Raw genomic sequence first — 18383 nt, 5'->3', positions numbered from 1 at the left:
TTACCAGAAAAAATAGGTTTACATAAAATTAGAAGAAATTCAGCTGTCACTGAACAAAAGCTGTGGTTTAAGCAAATTGTGGGCAGTAATATCCGGCTGGATCAATATAATCTTCAAAATGCGCGCAAACATGTAACATGTAAACAGTAATCAGGATTGAGAGGTTAAGTTATGAGAAGAAAAGTAGTAGCAGTATTCCTGGCTTCCGCAATGGTATTTTCACTGGCAGCCTGCGGAGGAAGTGACGGAAGTACAGAGACAAAAGGGAATGCGGGAACAGAGACAAAAAAGGATGCAGGTACAGAAAAAGATAACGCGGAAGCCGCATCAGGTGATGACAATACCCTGACCGCATGGTGCTGGGACCCTAATTTTAATATCTATGCCATTGAAAAGGCAGCGGAACTTTATGCCAAGGACCATCCCGGGTTCCAGGTTAAAGTTACGGAGATGCAGTCCGATGATATTGAGACAAAGGTTACAACAGCCGTTTCAGCGGGGGATTTGAGCACACTGCCTGATATCTTTCTGATGCAGGATAATTCCTTCCAGAAATATGCCACCAATTATCCGGATGTATTTACAGACCTGTCGGATTCAGGAGTTGATTTTACACAGTTTTCAAGTGCAAAGGCAGCATACTCCACAGTAGACGGCAAAAATCTGGGGGTTCCCTTTGACAACGGCGCTGTGATCAATTGTCTGCGCACGGATTATCTGGAGCAGGCAGGATTCACCATTGATGATTTCACAGATATTTCCTGGTCTGAATTTATGGAGAAAGCGAAAGTGGTAAAAGAAAAGACAGGACAGCCGATGATAACCGCACAGGCCGGCTCCCCGGACCAGATCATGATGATGCTCCAGTCCTGTGGTGCCTCCATGTTTAACGAGGACGGTTCAATCAATATAGTAGGCAATGACGCCCTGAAAGAATGTATGGAGATCTATACACAGATGGTAAAAGACGGGACACTTGTGGAAGTGACAGACTGGGATCAGTATGTTGCATCTATCAATAATGGTACCGTTGCAGGAGCTATGAACGGCTGCTGGATCATGGCCACCGTAACAGGAAAAGAGGACCAGTCCGGAAATTGGGCGATCACAGATATGCCGAAACTGGACAAATCTGAGGGGGCAACCAACTATTCCAACAGCGGCGGCTCCTCCTGGGTTATCACCTCCAACTGTAAAAACAAGGAACTGGCAAAAGATTTCTTCAAATCCACATTTGCCGGAAGCACAGAACTGTATGACGATTTGATCAGCAAGGGAGCTCTTTCCACATGGGCACCGGCAGCGGAATCTGATATTTATAACCAGGACGTTGCCTTTTTCGGGAACGACGCGGTCTATGCTAAGATCGTAGATTTTGCCACCAAGACACCGTCAAACATTACAGGACCATTTTACTATGATGCACGAGATGCCATTGGCGTTGCCCTTTCTAATATTACACAGCAGAATGCGGACATGGATGCTGAGATAGAAAAGGCCCAGGCGACTGTAGAGTTCAATATGGGAGGCTGAGAAGAACAAAATATTTCATAGAGAGGTTTGCTGCTGCTGAGTAAAGGCAGCAGCAAATTTTGTATAAAGCGGATATAAAAGGAGGACGTACCATTCCGACGGCAGTGGTATTTTTCTGCCTGCAGAAGAGTATTGCGGAAGGTATTACGGGAGCGGTGAAGTAATGGCAGTAATATATAATGACTTAGGAGGAAAAGAATGAAAAAACGTTTATTGCTTTGCGGGATCATGGCCTTTGCCATGGCATCTGCATCAGGTGCGGCTGCACCAAAGACTGTGCAGGCCCAGTCACAGAATATAAAAAATGATATATTCTGGCATGATGTTGACGGAGATCCGATTTATTCCCAGGGGGGCGGAATTTTTAAATTCAAAAATCCGGATACGGGAAAGGACACGTATTACTGGTATGGAGTAAAGTATAAAGAGGCAGAAGCTTTTTATAAAAATCCAGCCAAAAGCTACAGCGCGACCACATTTGAAGCAGTCACATGTTATACTTCGGATGATCTGACAAACTGGAAGTTTGAGGGCAATGTGCTGACAGAGTCTGAGGTGAGCGGCGTAGAACAGACCAACGGTAATCCGGCAACATGGCTGGGCAGAATGGGCGTGGCTTACATGGAGGAGAGCGGAACTTATGTGATGGCCATCCAGCATGAGTTTGCAGACCCTGGTGATGTCATTGACAATGCGGGAGGGGATACCTCAAAAGACGGTGTAACAAAACAGGTTCTACTTCTCAGATCAGACAGTCCTGCCGGCCAGTTTAAGTGGGACCGGAGAGTAAATATGGCATCTTATACAGGCGGAACCTCCAATACCGGCGACCAGACGGTATTTACAGATGAAGACACAGGAAAAGATTACCTGCTGTATTCCTACGGCAGAGGACGGAACAGGATCTTCCTGTCAGAGATCAGGGAGAACGCGGATGGTAAAATAGAAATCGGAGAGCCTTACAAAGTATTCCAGGGGGATGGCAGGGAAGGCAATTGTATGTTCAAATACAACGGCAAATACTACATCTGCGCGTCGGATCTGTACGGCTGGAATGCATCCCATGCATACTATATGGTTTTGGACAGTCTGGAACCGGATTACCTGGAACAAAAAGGTACGGAATCTAAAATGCAGGTGATGCCGGGATGCAGTGATGACTTCTGCCATGTATCACAGACAGGATTTTTCTATACAGTCCAGGGCGGTGCTCAGGATACCGTTCTTTTCTGTGGTGACCGATGGTCTGACTTTGCAAATAACGGACTGGGCTATAACCAGTGGTGTCCATTATCCTTTGATGGTGATGTACCCTATTTCAACTCTTTAAGTTCCTGGGATCTGGATATGGCAGCCGGGCAATGGCGTGCTGCGGAGGATAATAATTACATTAAAAACGGAAGTTTTGACGCGGACCGTGTGTCGGCAGCATCCCTGGCTGGATGGAAGAATACTGTGGAAAAAGGCAGCTCTCCCATTAAAAACAGCGGGAATGTAGTAACCGGAAAATATGGGCTTGCCCTTACAGATACTGTAGATTTTGTCGGAAGTATCTCCCAGGAGGTCAAGACAACCCCCTATGTGGAACTGCCTGATGGTGAATACAACATGACGGCATATGTAAAAGGCAGCGGTGATTTCCATGTGCTGCAGATGTATGCAAAAAGCGGAAGCATGACATTTGCCTGTGATATCTCTGATATGGAAGCGGAATGGAGGCAGGTCTCTTTGGAAAATGTTCCTGTATCCGGGGGCGCCGTGGAAGTGGGATTTCTGGCTGACGGCAAGGAAAAAGCGGCCTGCTACATAGATGATATTACTTTTGTAAAGGCAGATACCACAGCAGAGCGCGGAGCAGTATCCGGAACCATACATTCGGATGCTGTGGGCAAAAATGCTTCCATACACGCTGTAAGGGAAGACGGAACCGATGTATATACCTGTCAGGTCCCCATAACGGAGGAGGAACAGAGTTTTTCCGTAAATATGCTGAAACCGGGAACTTATCTGATCTCTGCATCCTGTGACGGGTATGCACTGCAGGAGGAACCTCAGAGAGTTACGGTACTTCCAAATGATACTACGGAAGGCATTCAGTTCACACTTGCCATCAACACCGGCGATGTATCGGGGAAAGTTACGGATGAAAGCGGCGGTGCGCTTTCATCCGTAAAAGTTATTTTGAAAAATAATGATTCTGCGTTTACCCAGACTACAGACGGAGAAGGCAAATACAGCTTCAGCGCCATCGAAGCAGGCATATACAAACTGTATTTTGAGAAAAAGGGATATGCGGATCAGGGGCCTGTCCAGGTAGAGGTGAAAAAGGGTGAAACCGTTTTTGCGGCTGATACGGTTATGGAAATAAACGCAGGTACGCTTACCGGAACTGTGACGGATATAAATGGTGATCCGGCAGGAAAGGCAAAGATTTCACTGAGAGGCTGCAATACCAAAGACGATATGACAAGATATCAGCTTGAGACAGAAGCGGACGGCACATTCCGTCTTGAAAATGTGACGGGCGGGGTTTATCAGGTGATCGCGTCCGCCGATCACGCGGTGAGCGCGGTAAAGCAGAATGTTCAGGTGACAAAAGGTGCGGAGGAGACAGTTGATCTGGTGATCCCCGAACAGACAGAGATCGTGAACGGAGATTTTGAGCAGGCACTTTCTGTCGGATGGGTTAATGAGTATACCTATTCTCCTTATGGCTGTTATATTACCGCCAGAGCAAAAGAAATATACGAAGGAAAGGGAAGTTTATCTTATTACAGGTCCTCTCCATATCTGGGACATACATATCAGACATTGCATGATATCCCAAATGGCACCTACACGGTTCATGTGATGGTAAATGCGGGCGTTAAGGATACGGATGATTTCTATATGTATGCTAAAGACGGAACAGACCAGATCATTGCAAAAGAAAATATTCCTACCAATAATGTATATGAGATGATCGGCCTGGAAGCAGAAGTTACAGACAACACGCTGACCATTGGATTTTACGGTAACATGGGGGCTGATACATGGTGCCGCATGGACAATATCAGAGTTGGATGTATTGCAGCGGAAGAGCCGGATCAACCGGTAGAAAAAGAGGAGTTAAACAATCTTCTGGAAGAAGCGGGAACCCTGAAACCGGAAGATTATACCCAGAGCAGCTATGCGGCCCTTATGCAGGTAAAAGAGACAGCAGAAGGTGTGGCTGAAAATCCGGAGGCAGCACAGGAAGATGTGATGGAAGCCGTCAAAGCCTTGAACGACGCAAAAGATGCCCTGGTATCCGTTCAAGTTTTACAGGCAGCGGTAGAGCAGAAGGCAGAGCTGGCTCCGGATGGATATACCACGGAAAGCTGGAAGGATTTTGCGGATGCATTGGACCATGCACAGGGTGTTTTGGACAACCCGGATGCGTCTCAGAAAGATGTGGATGAGGCATATAAAGATTTGATCCTGAAATGAGGATGTCTTGTTCCGGGAGTCATCACTGTTGTGGCAGAGGTTTGCTCCGGAAGGCAGCCTTTTGGATATGACTTTTCAGAATACAGGACTGCAGCCGGGTGACAGCACGGATGAGCCATTGCCGCCGGACGAACCGGGCAGGAATTCGGGTGAGGCTCCCGGAGTGATTTTTTCAGGGTGAGAAAATAAAAGATATCTGCCCGGTTTGTGGAATCCGGGGCAGATATCTTTTTTCTGTGGATTATTTCCGGTGTGGCAGCACGTAAGTTTCCGGAATATCCTAATGTTTATGGCTGCCGCTGTCCGTGTTATCATCCAGATAAGACCGCATTTCTTTAATTTCTTTTTTCTGCTGTGTGATGATGTTGTCAGCAAACGCTGTAAGCTCCTCATCATCTGTATATTTAAGGACTATCTCTGCCATATCCACTGCCATCTGATGATGCATGGACATGCCCTGCGCAAAGGCTGTCTCCAGGTCGGAGGTTTCTGCCCCAGTGTGGGAACTGTGATGGTTATCCATCATGGCACGATAATCCTCCAAATAGGCAGCTTCTTTTTCGTTATCCGGGTTTTCCACTTTCTGAAAACGTTCTATCATAGTGTTCATCTGGTCAATTTCCGTATTCTGGGCACTGATTATATTCTCTGCCAGACCTTTGAATTCACCATCTTTTCCGGCATATTCCAGATAACTTTTGGACATATCTACAGCTGACTGATGATGGGGGATCATGCCGTTGAGAAAATCAAGCTCCGCACTGCCGGTATTCTGGGCGCGGTCCATTTCATCCATCATTTTATCCATAATGGCATTTTCTTCTTTCAGGTAATCTTCCGTATTGGATTTTCCGGAACCGCATCCGGTCATGAGGATAAGAGCGGCAAGGGATATGGGAATAAGTTTACATAATTTCATCTTTGGCCTCCAAATGTTGATTTTACGGATAGTGTTGCCGGAAACAGAGAAAATAATGCAGCGGCCCTTTCCTTTTTATTTCGCATTGACACCAGACCAAATATCTGCAACAATCAATATAAGAAAATAAGGAGAATCTGCTCATGAATAAAGCAATGCACCTGGTACTGAAAGCGTTGTCCGAGCCGGAGACGAAACTGGATCTCCAAAAATCCAGACGGATCATGAATCTGAAGATCTTGGATCCCTTCAAGCCTTTTTACCGGACACTGGACACAAAGATTTACAATGAAGGCAGGGAAGTGCCTGTGCGAATTTATTTTCCTAATGAGGAGTCTTACGATACGGTGGATATTGAAGCCTTCCAGGAGAAAAATAAATCTCTTGATACAGGGAAAATGTCGGATAATATATATCCGGTCATCCTCTACATACACGGAGGCGGATTTGTGACCGAAAGCGTGGAATCTTATAACCGGGTATGCTGGAACTTGGCAAAGAATACGGCGCATGTGGTAGTTTCTGTGGATTATCCATTAGCACCTGAACATAGATTCCCCACCCAGATAGAGGATTGTTATGCTGCAGCCAAGGCTGTGTTTCTGGACCGGACCATTTTAAACGCGGAGCCTGACCAGATTACCCTTATGGGAGACAGCGCAGGGGGAAATATTGTTGCGGCTGTCTGCCAGATGGCCAGGGACAGGAAGGAATTTATGCCAAAAAGGCAGATATTAATCTATCCCTGTGTTAATAATTATTATAGTGAGGAAAACGCCTATCCTTCTGTTCTGGAAAACGGCAGGGATTATCTTCTGACCAGGCAGAACATGGCAGACTATCTGGACTTTTACCAGAGCTGTGAGGAGGACAGGCACAATCCTTATTTTGCGCCTCTGCTGGCAAAAGATTTTTCCGGTCTGCCCAGGGCCCTGGTGATCACAGGGGAACTGGACCCTCTTAGGGATGAGGGGGAGGATTACGCGGAGAAAATGAAAGCGGCAGGCGTGGACGTGACAGCGCACCGCATCGCAGACGGTATACATGGATTTTTTCTTTTGGAGCCTGTATATCCGGCAGTGCGGGAAACTTATGATTACGTCAATAGATTTTTAAAAATATCTGTTTGAGATTAAAGTGTGTCTGAAATTCATTCCGGCGGTCTGCATACCCGGCTATAGGGTGGATTTGGTCCCATAAAGTGTAACGTACCGATTGCCATAAATGTGTTTCATGCACATTCCGGAAAGTGAAGTGAGAGAATGGCCCATTTCAGCAGAAAAAAATGGAGGACTCTGGAGAATACAGCAAAGATTTTTCCTGCCACCAGCGGGAAGAAGGATGAGCGTGTCTTTCGGCTTTCCTGTCAGCTTACAGAGGAGATAAACCCTGAAAAGCTGCAGAAGGCCCTTGATCTGTGTATGGAGGATTACAGCCTTTTCCTCTGTGTCCTGCGCTGCGGTATATTTTGGAATTATCTGGAGGAGTCAGAACTGAGGCCTGTGGTCAGGGAGGAGTACCGTCCGCCCTGCAGTCAGATTTACGTGAGAGACCAGAAAAACCTTCTTTTTGAGGTTACTTATTATAAAAAGCGTATCAGTTTTGAGACGTATCACGCTCTCACGGACGGGACCGGGGCGCTTCAGTTTTTGAAAAGCCTTATATATTATTACCTGATGGAAGCGTACCCCCATTGTGTAAAAGGCCCGGTTTCCCAGGTGCAGGCGGATGCCACGGATGAGGAGATGGCTGAGGACAGCTTTGATAAATACTATTCCAACAAAGAGGCTGCTGAGGATATTCCAAAATACAAATCCCATCAGCTTAAATATCACCGCCTGGAATACGGGCAGATGAGACTGGTGGAAGGCATTGTGCCCACAGATGCGCTGATAAGCACAGCGCGCAGTTTTCAGACAACAGCAACGGTATATCTCACGGCTGTACTTCTCTGTGCCATTGCAAGGGATATGAGTCCGAGACAGAAGAAGCGGCCTGTGGCCCTGATGATCCCCGTGAACCTGAGGAGTTATTTTCCCTCCTCATCCGTCAGAAATTTTTTCGGGTGGATTGATATTGGTTATAATTTTTCAAAACAGAGCGAAAAGCTGGAGGATGTCATTGCTTTTACAGCAGAGTTCTTCAAAAAGGAGCTGACACCTAAGCGGATCGCAGCGCGTATGAATGGATTTATGCGGATGGAGAAAAATCCTTTTATGCGCATTCTGCCTCTCCCGCTCAAATTGTGGGGGATGCAGGCAGGAGCCGCTTTTTCCACCTCTGCGGACACGGCTGTCTTTTCCAATATTGGGAGGATTCAAATGCCCGTAGAGTGTGAACCTTATATTGACTGGTTTGATTTTTACACCAGTACGCCTAAAATGGAGCTATGTATGTGCTCCTGGAAAAATAAACTGACGGTCAGCTTTACTTCCGGGTATGCAAATACAAGGATTGAACGAAATTTCTTCCGTATGCTGACTGAGCAGGGGATTTTGGTGGAGATCATAGCCCTTGGCGGGGAAAAAGGAGGGGATTGAGGATGCAGTATTGTAAACGGTGCAAAATTACAGTCAGAAATCCCCGCAGAAAATGTCCCCTCTGCCAGGGGAATCTGGAGGGGACTCCGGAGGAGGAGAGCCAGATGTTTCCTGACCTGAGAAGGGAAAGCTCCCGCATGGCCATGGGATTCCGAATATTTTCCTTTGTATGTATTGCAGCCTGTGTCGCTGCGGTTTCTGTAAATTGGATCTTAGGATTCCGTAGCTTTTGGTCTGGATATGTATTGGCGGGAGTGGGATGTATGTGGATTCTATCCGCGGTCGCAATTGTAAAACGGAGGAATCTGTTTAAAAATGCGGTTTGGGAGGCAGTGCTTCTGTGGGCGGTTTTTTTATTCTGGGATTATATTACGGGATGGAGAGGATGGTCTGTAGATTTTGGAATTCCCATTGTGCTGCTGGCTGTCTATGTGATTTTGTGGGTAATTGTGTTCGTTACCAGGGCACCGGTGCCGCATTATATGATTTATATGGTCATGGTGTCTGTGGGAAGTCTTGTTCCCCTGGTCCTTCTGCTGTGCGGTGCCGTCAGTGTCAGAATGCCGTCAGTGCTCTGCGTGGCAGGGGCAGTGCTGATGCTTTCTGCCTTAGCTATTTTTAAGGGGAGAGCCCTGGGTGAGGAGCTGAGGAAAAAGACACATTTATAATAGAAGGGAGACGTAAGGATGAAGGCAGTGGGCAATTACCGTGAGACCATGGGATACGATATTCTTGCAGTAAATCCGGGCTCTACGTCTACGAAGATAGCAGTATTCAGGGACAGGGAAGAACTGTTCCGGGAAGAGATTGAGCATGATGCCATTTTCCTGGACAGTCATCAGGAGATAAAGGAACAGTTTCCGCTCAGAAGGGATATGGTTCTGACCTGCCTGAAAAAGAATTTATATAAGGTGGAGCGATTGAGCGCGGTTGTGGGCAGAGGCGGCCTTCTGCCGCCTGTAAAAGCCGGAGGCTATACGGTGAATCAGGCAATGAAGGACAGGATCCTGGAGGGGCCCATCAGCCCGCATGCTTCCAATATGGGGGCGCTGATCGCAGATGCCGTTGCCGCGCCTCTTGGCATACCTGCCTATATTTACGACGCGGTGTCATCTGACGAGTTTATGGAGATCTCACGTATTACCGGGATACCGGAGGTGGTGCGGCAGAGCTTCTGCCATGTACTGAACAGCAAAGCAATGGCCCGGAGAGCAGCGGAGGAAGCAGGAAAATCTTACGGGGAAATGAATTTTCTGGTGGCGCATATGGGTGGAGGAATCTCGTTTTCCGCCCACAGGAACGGGAAGATAGTGGATGCTTTAAGTGATGACGGGGGAGCCTTTTCTCCCCAGCGTTCGGGAAGTGTGCCGATTATTTATATTGTTGATATGTGTTACAGCGGGAAGTATACAAAGGCAGAACTCATGCGGAAAATTCGGGGGGACGGAGGTCTGAAGGCGTATTTGGGAACCTATGACTGCCGGGAGATTGAGGAAATGATACGCCGGGGAAACCAAAAGGCGGAGCTGTTGTACGAAGCGCAGGCCTATCAGGTGGCAAAGGGGATTGGACAGCTTGCTCCGGCCCTGAAGGGAAATGTGGATGCCATAATTCTCACCGGGGCTATGGCTCATTCTAAGATGCTGACAGACTGGATCATGGATTATATTAAATTTTTGGGACCTGTCAGGATCATGCCCGGGGAGATGGAGCTGGAAGCATTGGCCTATGGCGCGCTGCGGATCCTGCAGGGACGGGAAAAGGCTCATATCTATCAGGACGAGCTGTATCAATAAAAATGGAGGATAAAACAATGAAGCAGTTATTAGTAGTAGTTGACATGCAGGTTGATTTCGTGACAGGCGCTCTTGGTTCCAAAGAGGCCAAAGCCATTGTGGAAAATGTGGTTAAGAAGGTCCGGGAAGCCAAAGCAGTGGGGAAAACAGTTGTGTTTACCCTTGATACCCATGAGACCAATTATATGGAGACCCAGGAGGGCAGGAACCTGCCAGTGGCCCATTGCATCAGAGGGACTGAGGGGTGGGAACTGGTACCTGAACTGAGAAAACTGGCAGACGGCTGCAGGTTGGCGGAAAAACCTACATTTGGAAGTACAATGCTGGCTCATCTGGCGGGAAAAGATGGATATGAGGAGATAGAGCTTGTAGGATTGTGCACAGATATCTGTGTTATTTCCAATGCTATGATATTGAAGGCAGCACTTCCGGAGGCGGTGATCTCTGTGGATGCATCCTGCTGCGCGGGCGTTACGGAGGAGAGACATAGAAATGCACTGGAGGCTATGAGGGCTTGCCAGATACAGATAAAATAGTTTGGATAGCTTTTTTTCATTCTAGCACACCAATTCCCAAACAGCACCAGATTTTCAGATTCACATCTAAAATCTGGTGCTGTTCCGTTGAGGGGCTAAATGGCCCCCGCAATGACGGATAGGGATTTGTTATAGAATAATGAAAAGCAGTGTCATACATATAATGCTTATGATTATGCTGATGGAATTAATTTCACTGGAAAGCCCCACATCTCCTCCGCATTTCTCTGTAAAAATAGGGTCAAAGGATGCCAGGGGTGAGAAGAGCAGGATGACCAGTGTTTTTATCAGTGTCCTGTCAAAAGGGAGAAGGAACCAGGCTGCCAGGGAAAAAGCCAGGGCTGTCAGATAACGGACACTGAGGATGCGGGTGATGGCTGAGAAGTGCCTGCGGTTTAAGGTTAGTTCCATGCCGATTCCAAGCATTGCCATTGCCAGAAATGCATTTGCATCCGCTCCGATCTCTGTAAGGGTGAGGATGCCATCGGGAAGCCTGATATGCAGAAGGCTTAAAAGTGTCATAAGCAGATAGGTCAAGGTGGGGATGGATGAAAACGTCTTTTTTAACAGGGAACCAATGGTTGGCCTGTTATGTGGGTCCTGCACACTTGAAGCCAGCGCGTAGGTTCCGCCGGTGCAGAGCAGGGCGTTGCCGATGTCAAACATTGATGCCGCGATCACACCGGAGGGTCCCACAAAACTGTGCAGATAAGGAATGGCAAAGGTACCGATGTTAAATCCGGAATGGTTTATCATCTGAAACGCTTTTTCATCCGGGCTTTTCTTTCTTGCCATAAAATATCCGATCCCGATCAAAAACAGGGTTCCGCAGAAACCAATGGGAACCAAAAAGAATAGGGAAGCGTCAAAATCCATCCGGCTGAAATTAATGATGATAGCACAGGGCAGTGTGATTTTCACCACCAGGGCGGATACCACACGGAAATCCTCTTTTTTCAGGATATGTATTTTTTTCAATGTAAAGGCCAGGGCGACCATGCATATAAGCGAAGCGGCCCTGGTTAAGATCTCTGTCATGTTCTGCAGTCCTGTAACCGTTCAGAGTCCTTACGGCAGCCGTATCGTAATGCATTCATCTGCCATAACAGTGGACATGGAACCGTTACATAGTCCTTTCTTTTTTCAATACTACTTAAATTAGCACAAAAGGAAGGTTTTGGCAATAAGCATCTGTTTTATGCAGCTAAATTCCGCAGACACCATCAGGAGGAACGTAGTGCCAAAAAGTTTTTAGGCGAGATTCCGTAAAATTTTTTGAAACATTTGCTGAAATACCCGGCATCTGTAAAACCGCACAGAGCTGCTGTGTTCTGGATGGATGGCGACTGCTGCAGCAGAAATTCTTTGGCTTTGTGCATCCTGTAGATGTTGATATAGCTGCTCAGTGTAGTATGGCTTTCCTGGCTGAAAAGTGTACTGAGATATTGAGGGCTCACAAAGAAATAGGAGGCAATAGATTCCAGTCTCAATTCAGGGTCCATATAGTGCTGTTCAATATAAAGCTGGATATCCGCAATAAGGGAGGTTTTGCCGGAGACTGTATTTTTTCCAAGGTATTCCAGTACAGAGGCATATGTATCTGTAAGCAGTTTTTTGAGCTGTTCTATGTTTTCACAGTTTTTGTATGAGTCCAGGGCATTCTGCAATCCTGTAAATTCTAAATCCGAACAGCCGCACTCAGTAATAAAGTCGTCCAGCGTTGTGATAAAAAGGGCTGCAGTCAGATAGATTTTACGGATATGGCAGTTGGATTCCTGCATTTTGTCAAAGGTGGCACAAATATATTGGACCATCTGTTCTTCCTGCTTCCTGCGCAATAACAGCAGGATTTCCTGGCAGATATCAGAGGTGATATCAATTTCAGGGGACAGGGATTCAGGGTTATAATACTTAAATACCGTCAGGTTTTTGTAGCTGCTGGTGTGCTGGACGGAAAGGGCCTCCTCGTAAGAAGCCTTTATTCCCTGTGCACCGTGTTTTGGAGTTCCGCTGAAAATACTTACAGGAATATGTACTGTTTCTTTCAGCAGTTTTATCAGGTGCTCACAAAGGTTTTCCAGATGTGTAACCTCACAGAAATTGTTCTTTAGTCCAAGGATAATATACTGGTGGAAGAGGGAATAATCCACATAGAGCAGATTTTCATATGTTTGATGAAGGACTTCTGTACAAATGTTTTCCATAATGGAATGACAGAGGGAAAGGTCAGTTTCCCAGTTCCACACAGCAGTATTGGTATTGTTCAGCTTTAAAGACAGGACCATGAACCAGTCGGTACTTTCCAGTTCAGCCTGTTTTTTTAACACAGCAAATTCCTCCGGCGGACAGTCACCGGAAATGGCTTTGCCAAAGAAATTTAGTGCCATATGTTTTTGGTAAAGGCTCCGTGTCTGATAATAATCAGATATCACACCCTGCCTGCGGCGTTCCCCGTCAATTTCCTGGCTCAGTTTATCAAGACAGTCAAGTAGTTCCCGGTTGTCGACTGGCTTTAAAAGATATTCCTTTACCCCCAGGATAATTGCCTGTTTTGCATAGGCAAAGTCATTGTAACCTGTGGAGAGGATAAATTTTGTCCGGCAGTCTGATACAAGGGAGCGGATCATTTCCAGGCCGTCCATAACCGGCATGGAGATATCCACAAGTGCAATGTCCGGTTTTAATTCCCGTATCATTTCAGCACCGGAGGCCCCGTTATTGGCTTCGCCGATGATTTCATAGTTCTCTTGTTTCTTTATGAGGCTGCATATGGATTTACGAAAAAACAGCTCATCATCAATGATTATCAAGGTTTTCATTTTTTACTCCTCCTTTGGGCAGCTCCATATACCGGAGGCTCTGTATGTAAAGGTACTGCTCTGTCAGCTCCAGTTCCTGCTTTAAAGGAATGATGAACCGGCCTTTGGATAGGGAGTTCCGGTAGAACACAGACATGGCGGCAACCGCTTTTACTGCGGTATCATTCATTTCCAGTTCAATTAAGGACTTAATGGTGCTTAAGGTTTCAGTGAAAGAAGCTGTCCATTTTAGGGATGGTTATGGAGAAGGGCAGAGATGGGATCTGTATGTTAGTATTACCGGCAAAGATGGAAACTGTATTGCGCAAAATTCCTACAGAGATATCTTTGCACTTTCATCCAGAGTCAAAGGCCATCCGGAGCGCATGAGCCACGAGACAGGAATGAGAATCTATTGGGCGTAATGAAAAAAGATAACCCCGGTACTGCAATCCGTATGCAGTACCGGGGCTGTTTGCGTTCATGGTATCAAACGTTGTTTTTTCTTATATCACGGTTTCGGGAATACAATCTCCACAGTGAACAAGTCCGCGTCCACCATGATCTGCAGGTTTCCGCCCTGAAGTTCTACAAAGCTCTTGGCAATGGCCAGGCCCAGTCCGCTTCCCTCTGTATTCCGGGAAACATCTCCCCGGACAAAACGCTCGGTGATCTCCGAAGGATTAAAGTTCAGCTCAGAGGCTGAGATATTCTTCATGGAAATACGAACCCGCTTCTCATCATTTTCCATATCCACATACACTCTGGTACGCGGCATGGCGTATTTGGTGATATTGACCAGAAGGTTCTCAAACACCCGGTAGGTTTTCTGGCTGTCAAGGGGAAGGACCACTTTATCCTCAGGCAGACGCCAGCGGAAATAAAGATTGGAAGCCTCGATCTTATCCTGAAGCTCCAGTTTCGCCTGCTGCATCAGGCTTACAATGTCTACATCCATAATGTTCAGCGTCACATTTCTGCTGGTCGCTTTGCTGATCTCAAACAGATCCTCGATCAGAAGCTTCAGCCGTGTGGATTTCTGTTCCAGCACTTCAATGTAGCGGCGTCTCTCCTCATCCGGCAGATTCTCATCCTTCAGCAGATCTACATAAGTGATGATGGCTGTCAGAGGTGTCTTCAGGTCATGGGATACATTGGTGATCAGGTCTGTTTTCATTTTCTGGCTCTTAACCTCTTCGTCCACAGCCATCTTGAAACCGCTCTGTATCTTGACGATCTCCTCCCGGAAGGGTTCAAACACCCCCAGCTCCTCAGGGATAGTTCCGTTTAGGTTGCCGTCGGCAAGCTGGTTGGTTGCATCCAGCAGCTTGTGATACTGTTTCTGCAGGTCATTGCAGTATTTTCGCATAAGGAAGAACAGTGCGATGGAGTAAATGATCAGCGCCCCGATTCCCCAGACCCACATGAGACTGATAAAGCCCAGAATGATAAAGTTGATCAGTACAACCTTGATCAGTACCTTTGTGGTATCATCCTTCAAATTTACATGAAGCATGCTGTTGTATACATTTTTAATAAAACTTTTTGCCCATGGCCAGATACGGTAGATGATAACCCGTTCCTGGATGTAACGTTTCGGTCCAATGACAAAAACACATCTCAGACAACCGGCAGCCCAATAGCACACCGCGAAGATAAATGCCCATCCGATGAATCCCCAGAAATACTGAAGTATAGAGGCAAGTTCCTGGGGAACGCCAATACTGTGCAGGACATTATAAATAGGTTCTTTGTTCATGGCGTTGCCGTCCACGGACAAGGACAGGGAGAATCCCAGTATAAAGCTGGCTATGATACAGACCAGTTCAAAAGGCGCCTGGAAGATTTTTTCATCCCCCATCTGCAGTTGTTTCATAAACGGCAGCAGTAAAGCAGCTGCGGCTACCATAGCCAGCAGGGTCAAAAAGACGATGGACAGATCATCCGTTGCCTGGTAAGTGTTGACCCCAAGATATTCCAGATATCCGCTGCCGGGTGAGCCTGATAAAAAAGTAGCCAAATTTTCGGCTGTCATCAGGTAAAGGTAGGTGCGGCCCTGTGGTTTCTGGAAAGGGGCATCCATACCGTACTGGCTGTCAAACTCAGAACATGGGTTCTGACGGACCTGTTCGTTGAGAAGCTGTGTGGCATTGCTGGCTTTTCCGGAAAAAAATTCGGCCTGTGATACATTTCCGCTCCCGTCGTACTTGACGACAGCACCGAAGGCGTACTTTTTATCCAGGGCGTCCGCTTTTTCGCCGGAGAGGAGAGGTTCCAGCTCCTCGGTGGCGTTGGAGTCCACTACCTTTCCGTCTTCGTCCCTTACCTCGTACTGCAGATAGGAGCGCAGAGTGGAGAAGTTATCTTCCCATATGGAGAATTTGCTGGAAATCTCATTGGCAGATGCGATGATGGCTTCCTCAGAAGTATAGGACTCATAGGCATCTCCGAAGGTATCTTTGTATTTGGAAGAGGGGAAATTTTCTTCGTCCAGAGTTTCCTGTGATATTTCCTGTGAGGAAGTATTGGACTTGGATCCGGAGTTACTGCTCTCTTCATTCTTTTTCGTTTGTGTGTTGTTTAAGGCAGAAGGGAAAAAGATGTCAAACGGGATCATAGCCGCCTGGTTTTCCCTCTGCTTTTCTTCCGCATAAAGCACATAGTTGGAGTGTGTAAGTGTGCTCATGAATGAGGAAGTGTTAAAATTCGGCTCAGAGTTACCCTGGCCTTTGATATAGTGCGGGCGGATGATCATCATAGCCAAAGAAGGCAGCAATATGACGAGCACCACCAGCACCAGAGCAAGTTTACGAGAATTTTTCAATTTTATATCCAACTCCCCACACCACCTTTAAATATTTTGGCTCCTTTGGGTTGATCTCAATCTTTTCGCGGATGTTGCGGACGTGTACCATGACCGTCTCCGTGTTCACGGCACGTTCATTCCACACACGTTCGTAAATTTCATCCGCGGAGAATACCCTTCCAGGATTTTTGATCAACAGCAGGAGAATTTTGAATTCCATGGGTGTCATTTTTACAGGGGCTCCGTCTACCCGCACCTCGAAGGTGCTCTCGTTTAATTCAAGCCCGCCCATAGTGTAAATACTGTCCGTATTTTCCTGTTCTTTTTGCTGTAGTTTTTCCATGAATCTTTTGTACCGACGCATTTGAGAGTTCACCCTTGCCATAAGCTCCATTGGGGTAAATGGTTTGGTGACATAGTCATCGGCGCCGATGTTCAGCCCCATAACCTTATCCACCTCCTCGGATTTGGCTGAGAGCATGATAACCGGGAAATCGTGTTTTTCCCTGAGTTTCATGGTCATGGTGATGCCGTCCATGCGGGGCATCATGATATCCACGATTGCAAGATGGATCTCCTCCCGCTCCAGCATCTCCAGCCCTTCTACGCCGTCGCCTGCCTGGAACACTTCATATCCCTGGCTTTTCAGATAAATGGCAACTGCCTCCCGGATGTCCTTGTCGTCTTCTACAATTAAAATGTGATTCATTTCCATGGTATCTCTTCTCCTGTGTTCAGGAAACCACGCATCAGGCAGCTGCCTGCCGTGTCGTTGCTCCTGCTGTTACTATACTGAGTATAGGAATTAAAATTAAAAAGTGACGTGGTATAAAACGAAAAAAATTCTAAAGATTTTTAAAGAAATCTTTGACAGCATCCATACGTGTTGTCATACTTCCAAGCATAGCGTCCAGTATCACAAAGGCAGCCATAGATTCCACTACAACAACAGCTCTGGGCACGATAATGGGGTCATGCCGGCCTTTGATGGATATTTCAATATTTTCACCCCGGCGGTTTACCGTTTCCTGGACCGCCGCTACAGAAGGGGTGGGCTTGAAGGCGGCACGCAGCACAATGGGAGCGCCGTCGCTGATCCCTCCGGTAATGCCGCCGGAATGATTGGTCTTTTTCCTTACATTTCCCTCTTCGTCCATCCGGTATGCATCATTATTATGTAAACCGTCAGAGGAGGCTGCGGCGATTCCGTCACCGACTTCAAAGGATTTCACTGCACCGATGGAAAAGATGGCTTTTGCCAGAGCGGCATCCAGCTTTTCAAAGGCAGGTTCACCGATTCCCGCGGGAACACCTTTGATGACACATTCCACCATGCCGCCGGAGGAGTTTTTCTCTTTCATGCAGTCTTCCAGATAAGCCTGGGCTTTTTTTGCCGCGTCAGCGTCAGGCATATAGAGGGCGTTGCGGCCCATCTCTTCTTTGTCAAATTTACTTTTATCAATGGTGACAGGTCCGATGGAAAGGGTGTAGGCAGTGACCTCCACACCCAGTTCCTTCAGTATTTTAGCGGCCACGGCTCCTGCGGCCACACGCCCGATGGTTTCACGTCCGGAGGATCGCCCGCCGCCTCTGTAATCCCGGAAGCCGTATTTTATATCATAGTTTCGGTCCGCGTGTCCGGGACGGTAGCAGTCTGCGATCTGGCTGTAGTCATGAGAGCGCTGGTCCGTGTTCCGCACCATGAGGGAAATGGGAGTTCCCGTGGTTTTTCCCTCAAAGACACCGGAGAGGATGTCCACAGTGTCCGCTTCCTTTCTCTGCGTGGTAAAACGTGACTGGCCCGGTTTTCTGCGGTCCAGATAAGCCTGGATATCCTCCAAAGAGAGAGGAAGCCCTGCAGGGCAGCCGTCAATGACCACGCCGATCCCGGCGCCGTGGGACTCGCCCCAGGTTGATATTTTTAATATATTTCCAAATGTGGAACCATACATAAGATACACCTCGTTTTCTTTCTTTTTTCTGCCGG

Annotated in this window: 15 protein-coding genes; 8 read left to right on the top strand and 7 right to left on the bottom strand. The window is 47.1% G+C overall.

The window, feature by feature from the left end:
• The first annotated feature begins 171 nt into the window (after nucleotides 1-171).
• The 3 genes from A4V09_RS17725 to A4V09_RS24600 all read left to right on the top strand — a co-directional run bounded on the left by A4V09_RS17725 (nucleotide 172) and on the right by A4V09_RS24600 (nucleotide 5182).
• On the top strand, nucleotides 172-1533 hold the full coding sequence (locus A4V09_RS17725; RefSeq protein ID WP_065543504.1) for an ABC transporter substrate-binding protein: 1362 nt from the start codon (nucleotides 172-174) through the stop codon (nucleotides 1531-1533).
• 198 nt (nucleotides 1534-1731) lie between these two features.
• Nucleotides 1732-5001: a carboxypeptidase regulatory-like domain-containing protein gene (locus A4V09_RS17720; RefSeq protein ID WP_065543503.1), complete on the top strand. Its 3270-nt coding sequence runs from the start codon at nucleotides 1732-1734 to the stop codon at nucleotides 4999-5001.
• A 28-nt stretch (nucleotides 5002-5029) separates the two neighbouring features.
• Nucleotides 5030-5182, top strand: coding sequence for a hypothetical protein (locus tag A4V09_RS24600; RefSeq protein ID WP_157123522.1), 153 nt, complete (start codon nucleotides 5030-5032; stop codon nucleotides 5180-5182).
• 99 nt (nucleotides 5183-5281) lie between these two features.
• Here the strand turns inward: A4V09_RS24600 and A4V09_RS17715 are convergent, their stop codons facing one another.
• Nucleotides 5282-5920, bottom strand: a complete 639-nt coding sequence (locus tag A4V09_RS17715) for a DUF305 domain-containing protein (RefSeq protein WP_065543502.1) — start codon at nucleotides 5918-5920, stop codon at nucleotides 5282-5284.
• Nucleotides 5921-6063: 143 nt separating this feature from the next.
• On the opposite strand from A4V09_RS17715, the gene A4V09_RS17710 reads away from it, so the two are divergent.
• The 5 genes from A4V09_RS17710 (at nucleotide 6064) to A4V09_RS17690 (ending at nucleotide 10792) form a co-directional block, all read left to right on the top strand.
• On the top strand, nucleotides 6064-7050 hold the full coding sequence (locus tag A4V09_RS17710) for an alpha/beta hydrolase (RefSeq protein ID WP_084043654.1): 987 nt from the start codon (nucleotides 6064-6066) through the stop codon (nucleotides 7048-7050).
• A gap of 132 nt (nucleotides 7051-7182) precedes the next feature.
• Nucleotides 7183-8460 (top strand): hypothetical protein, encoded by a 1278-nt coding sequence (locus tag A4V09_RS17705; RefSeq protein ID WP_065543501.1) that lies wholly within the window; start codon nucleotides 7183-7185, stop codon nucleotides 8458-8460.
• A 2-nt stretch (nucleotides 8461-8462) separates the two neighbouring features.
• Complete coding sequence (locus A4V09_RS17700) at nucleotides 8463-9128, top strand: DUF6320 domain-containing protein (protein WP_065543500.1); 666 nt, start codon at nucleotides 8463-8465, stop codon at nucleotides 9126-9128.
• 18 nt (nucleotides 9129-9146) lie between these two features.
• Nucleotides 9147-10256 (top strand): butyrate kinase, encoded by a 1110-nt coding sequence (buk, locus tag A4V09_RS17695; RefSeq protein ID WP_242963860.1) that lies wholly within the window; start codon nucleotides 9147-9149, stop codon nucleotides 10254-10256.
• 17 nt (nucleotides 10257-10273) lie between these two features.
• Nucleotides 10274-10792: a cysteine hydrolase family protein gene (locus A4V09_RS17690; RefSeq protein WP_065543499.1), complete on the top strand. Its 519-nt coding sequence runs from the start codon at nucleotides 10274-10276 to the stop codon at nucleotides 10790-10792.
• A 129-nt stretch (nucleotides 10793-10921) separates the two neighbouring features.
• Here A4V09_RS17690 and A4V09_RS17685 read toward each other — a convergent pair whose 3' ends face one another.
• From A4V09_RS17685 to aroC, 6 genes are all read right to left on the bottom strand, one after another.
• The gene (locus A4V09_RS17685) at nucleotides 10922-11830 is read right to left on the bottom strand and encodes an AEC family transporter (RefSeq protein WP_065543498.1); all 909 of its coding nucleotides are present in this window, start codon (nucleotides 11828-11830) and stop codon (nucleotides 10922-10924) included.
• 185 nt (nucleotides 11831-12015) lie between these two features.
• The gene (locus A4V09_RS17680; protein ID WP_065543497.1) at nucleotides 12016-13611 is read right to left on the bottom strand and encodes a response regulator transcription factor; all 1596 of its coding nucleotides are present in this window, start codon (nucleotides 13609-13611) and stop codon (nucleotides 12016-12018) included.
• Nucleotides 13589-13780, bottom strand: a complete 192-nt coding sequence (locus A4V09_RS17675; RefSeq protein WP_084043653.1) for a histidine kinase — start codon at nucleotides 13778-13780, stop codon at nucleotides 13589-13591. The genes A4V09_RS17680 and A4V09_RS17675 overlap by 23 nt, the downstream gene beginning before the upstream one ends.
• 321 nt (nucleotides 13781-14101) lie before the next feature.
• Nucleotides 14102-16426 carry a sensor histidine kinase gene (locus A4V09_RS17665; protein ID WP_065543495.1) on the bottom strand — a complete coding sequence of 775 codons (2325 nt, stop codon included), beginning with the start codon at nucleotides 16424-16426 and terminating at the stop codon, nucleotides 14102-14104.
• The gene (locus A4V09_RS17660) at nucleotides 16398-17111 is read right to left on the bottom strand and encodes a response regulator transcription factor (protein WP_065543494.1); all 714 of its coding nucleotides are present in this window, start codon (nucleotides 17109-17111) and stop codon (nucleotides 16398-16400) included. Before A4V09_RS17660 ends, A4V09_RS17665 begins: the two co-directional genes overlap by 29 nt.
• 130 nt (nucleotides 17112-17241) lie before the next feature.
• Nucleotides 17242-18348, bottom strand: coding sequence for a chorismate synthase (gene aroC, locus A4V09_RS17655; RefSeq protein ID WP_065544849.1), 1107 nt, complete (start codon nucleotides 18346-18348; stop codon nucleotides 17242-17244).
• Between the last annotated feature and the right edge of the window lie 35 nt (nucleotides 18349-18383).

The sequence above is a fragment of the Blautia pseudococcoides genome (assembly GCF_001689125.2).
Lineage (GTDB): Bacteria > Bacillota > Clostridia > Lachnospirales > Lachnospiraceae > Blautia > Blautia pseudococcoides.
The sequence above is the reverse complement of the archived record's forward strand: the minus strand, read 5'-3'. Positions and strand labels throughout refer to the sequence as shown.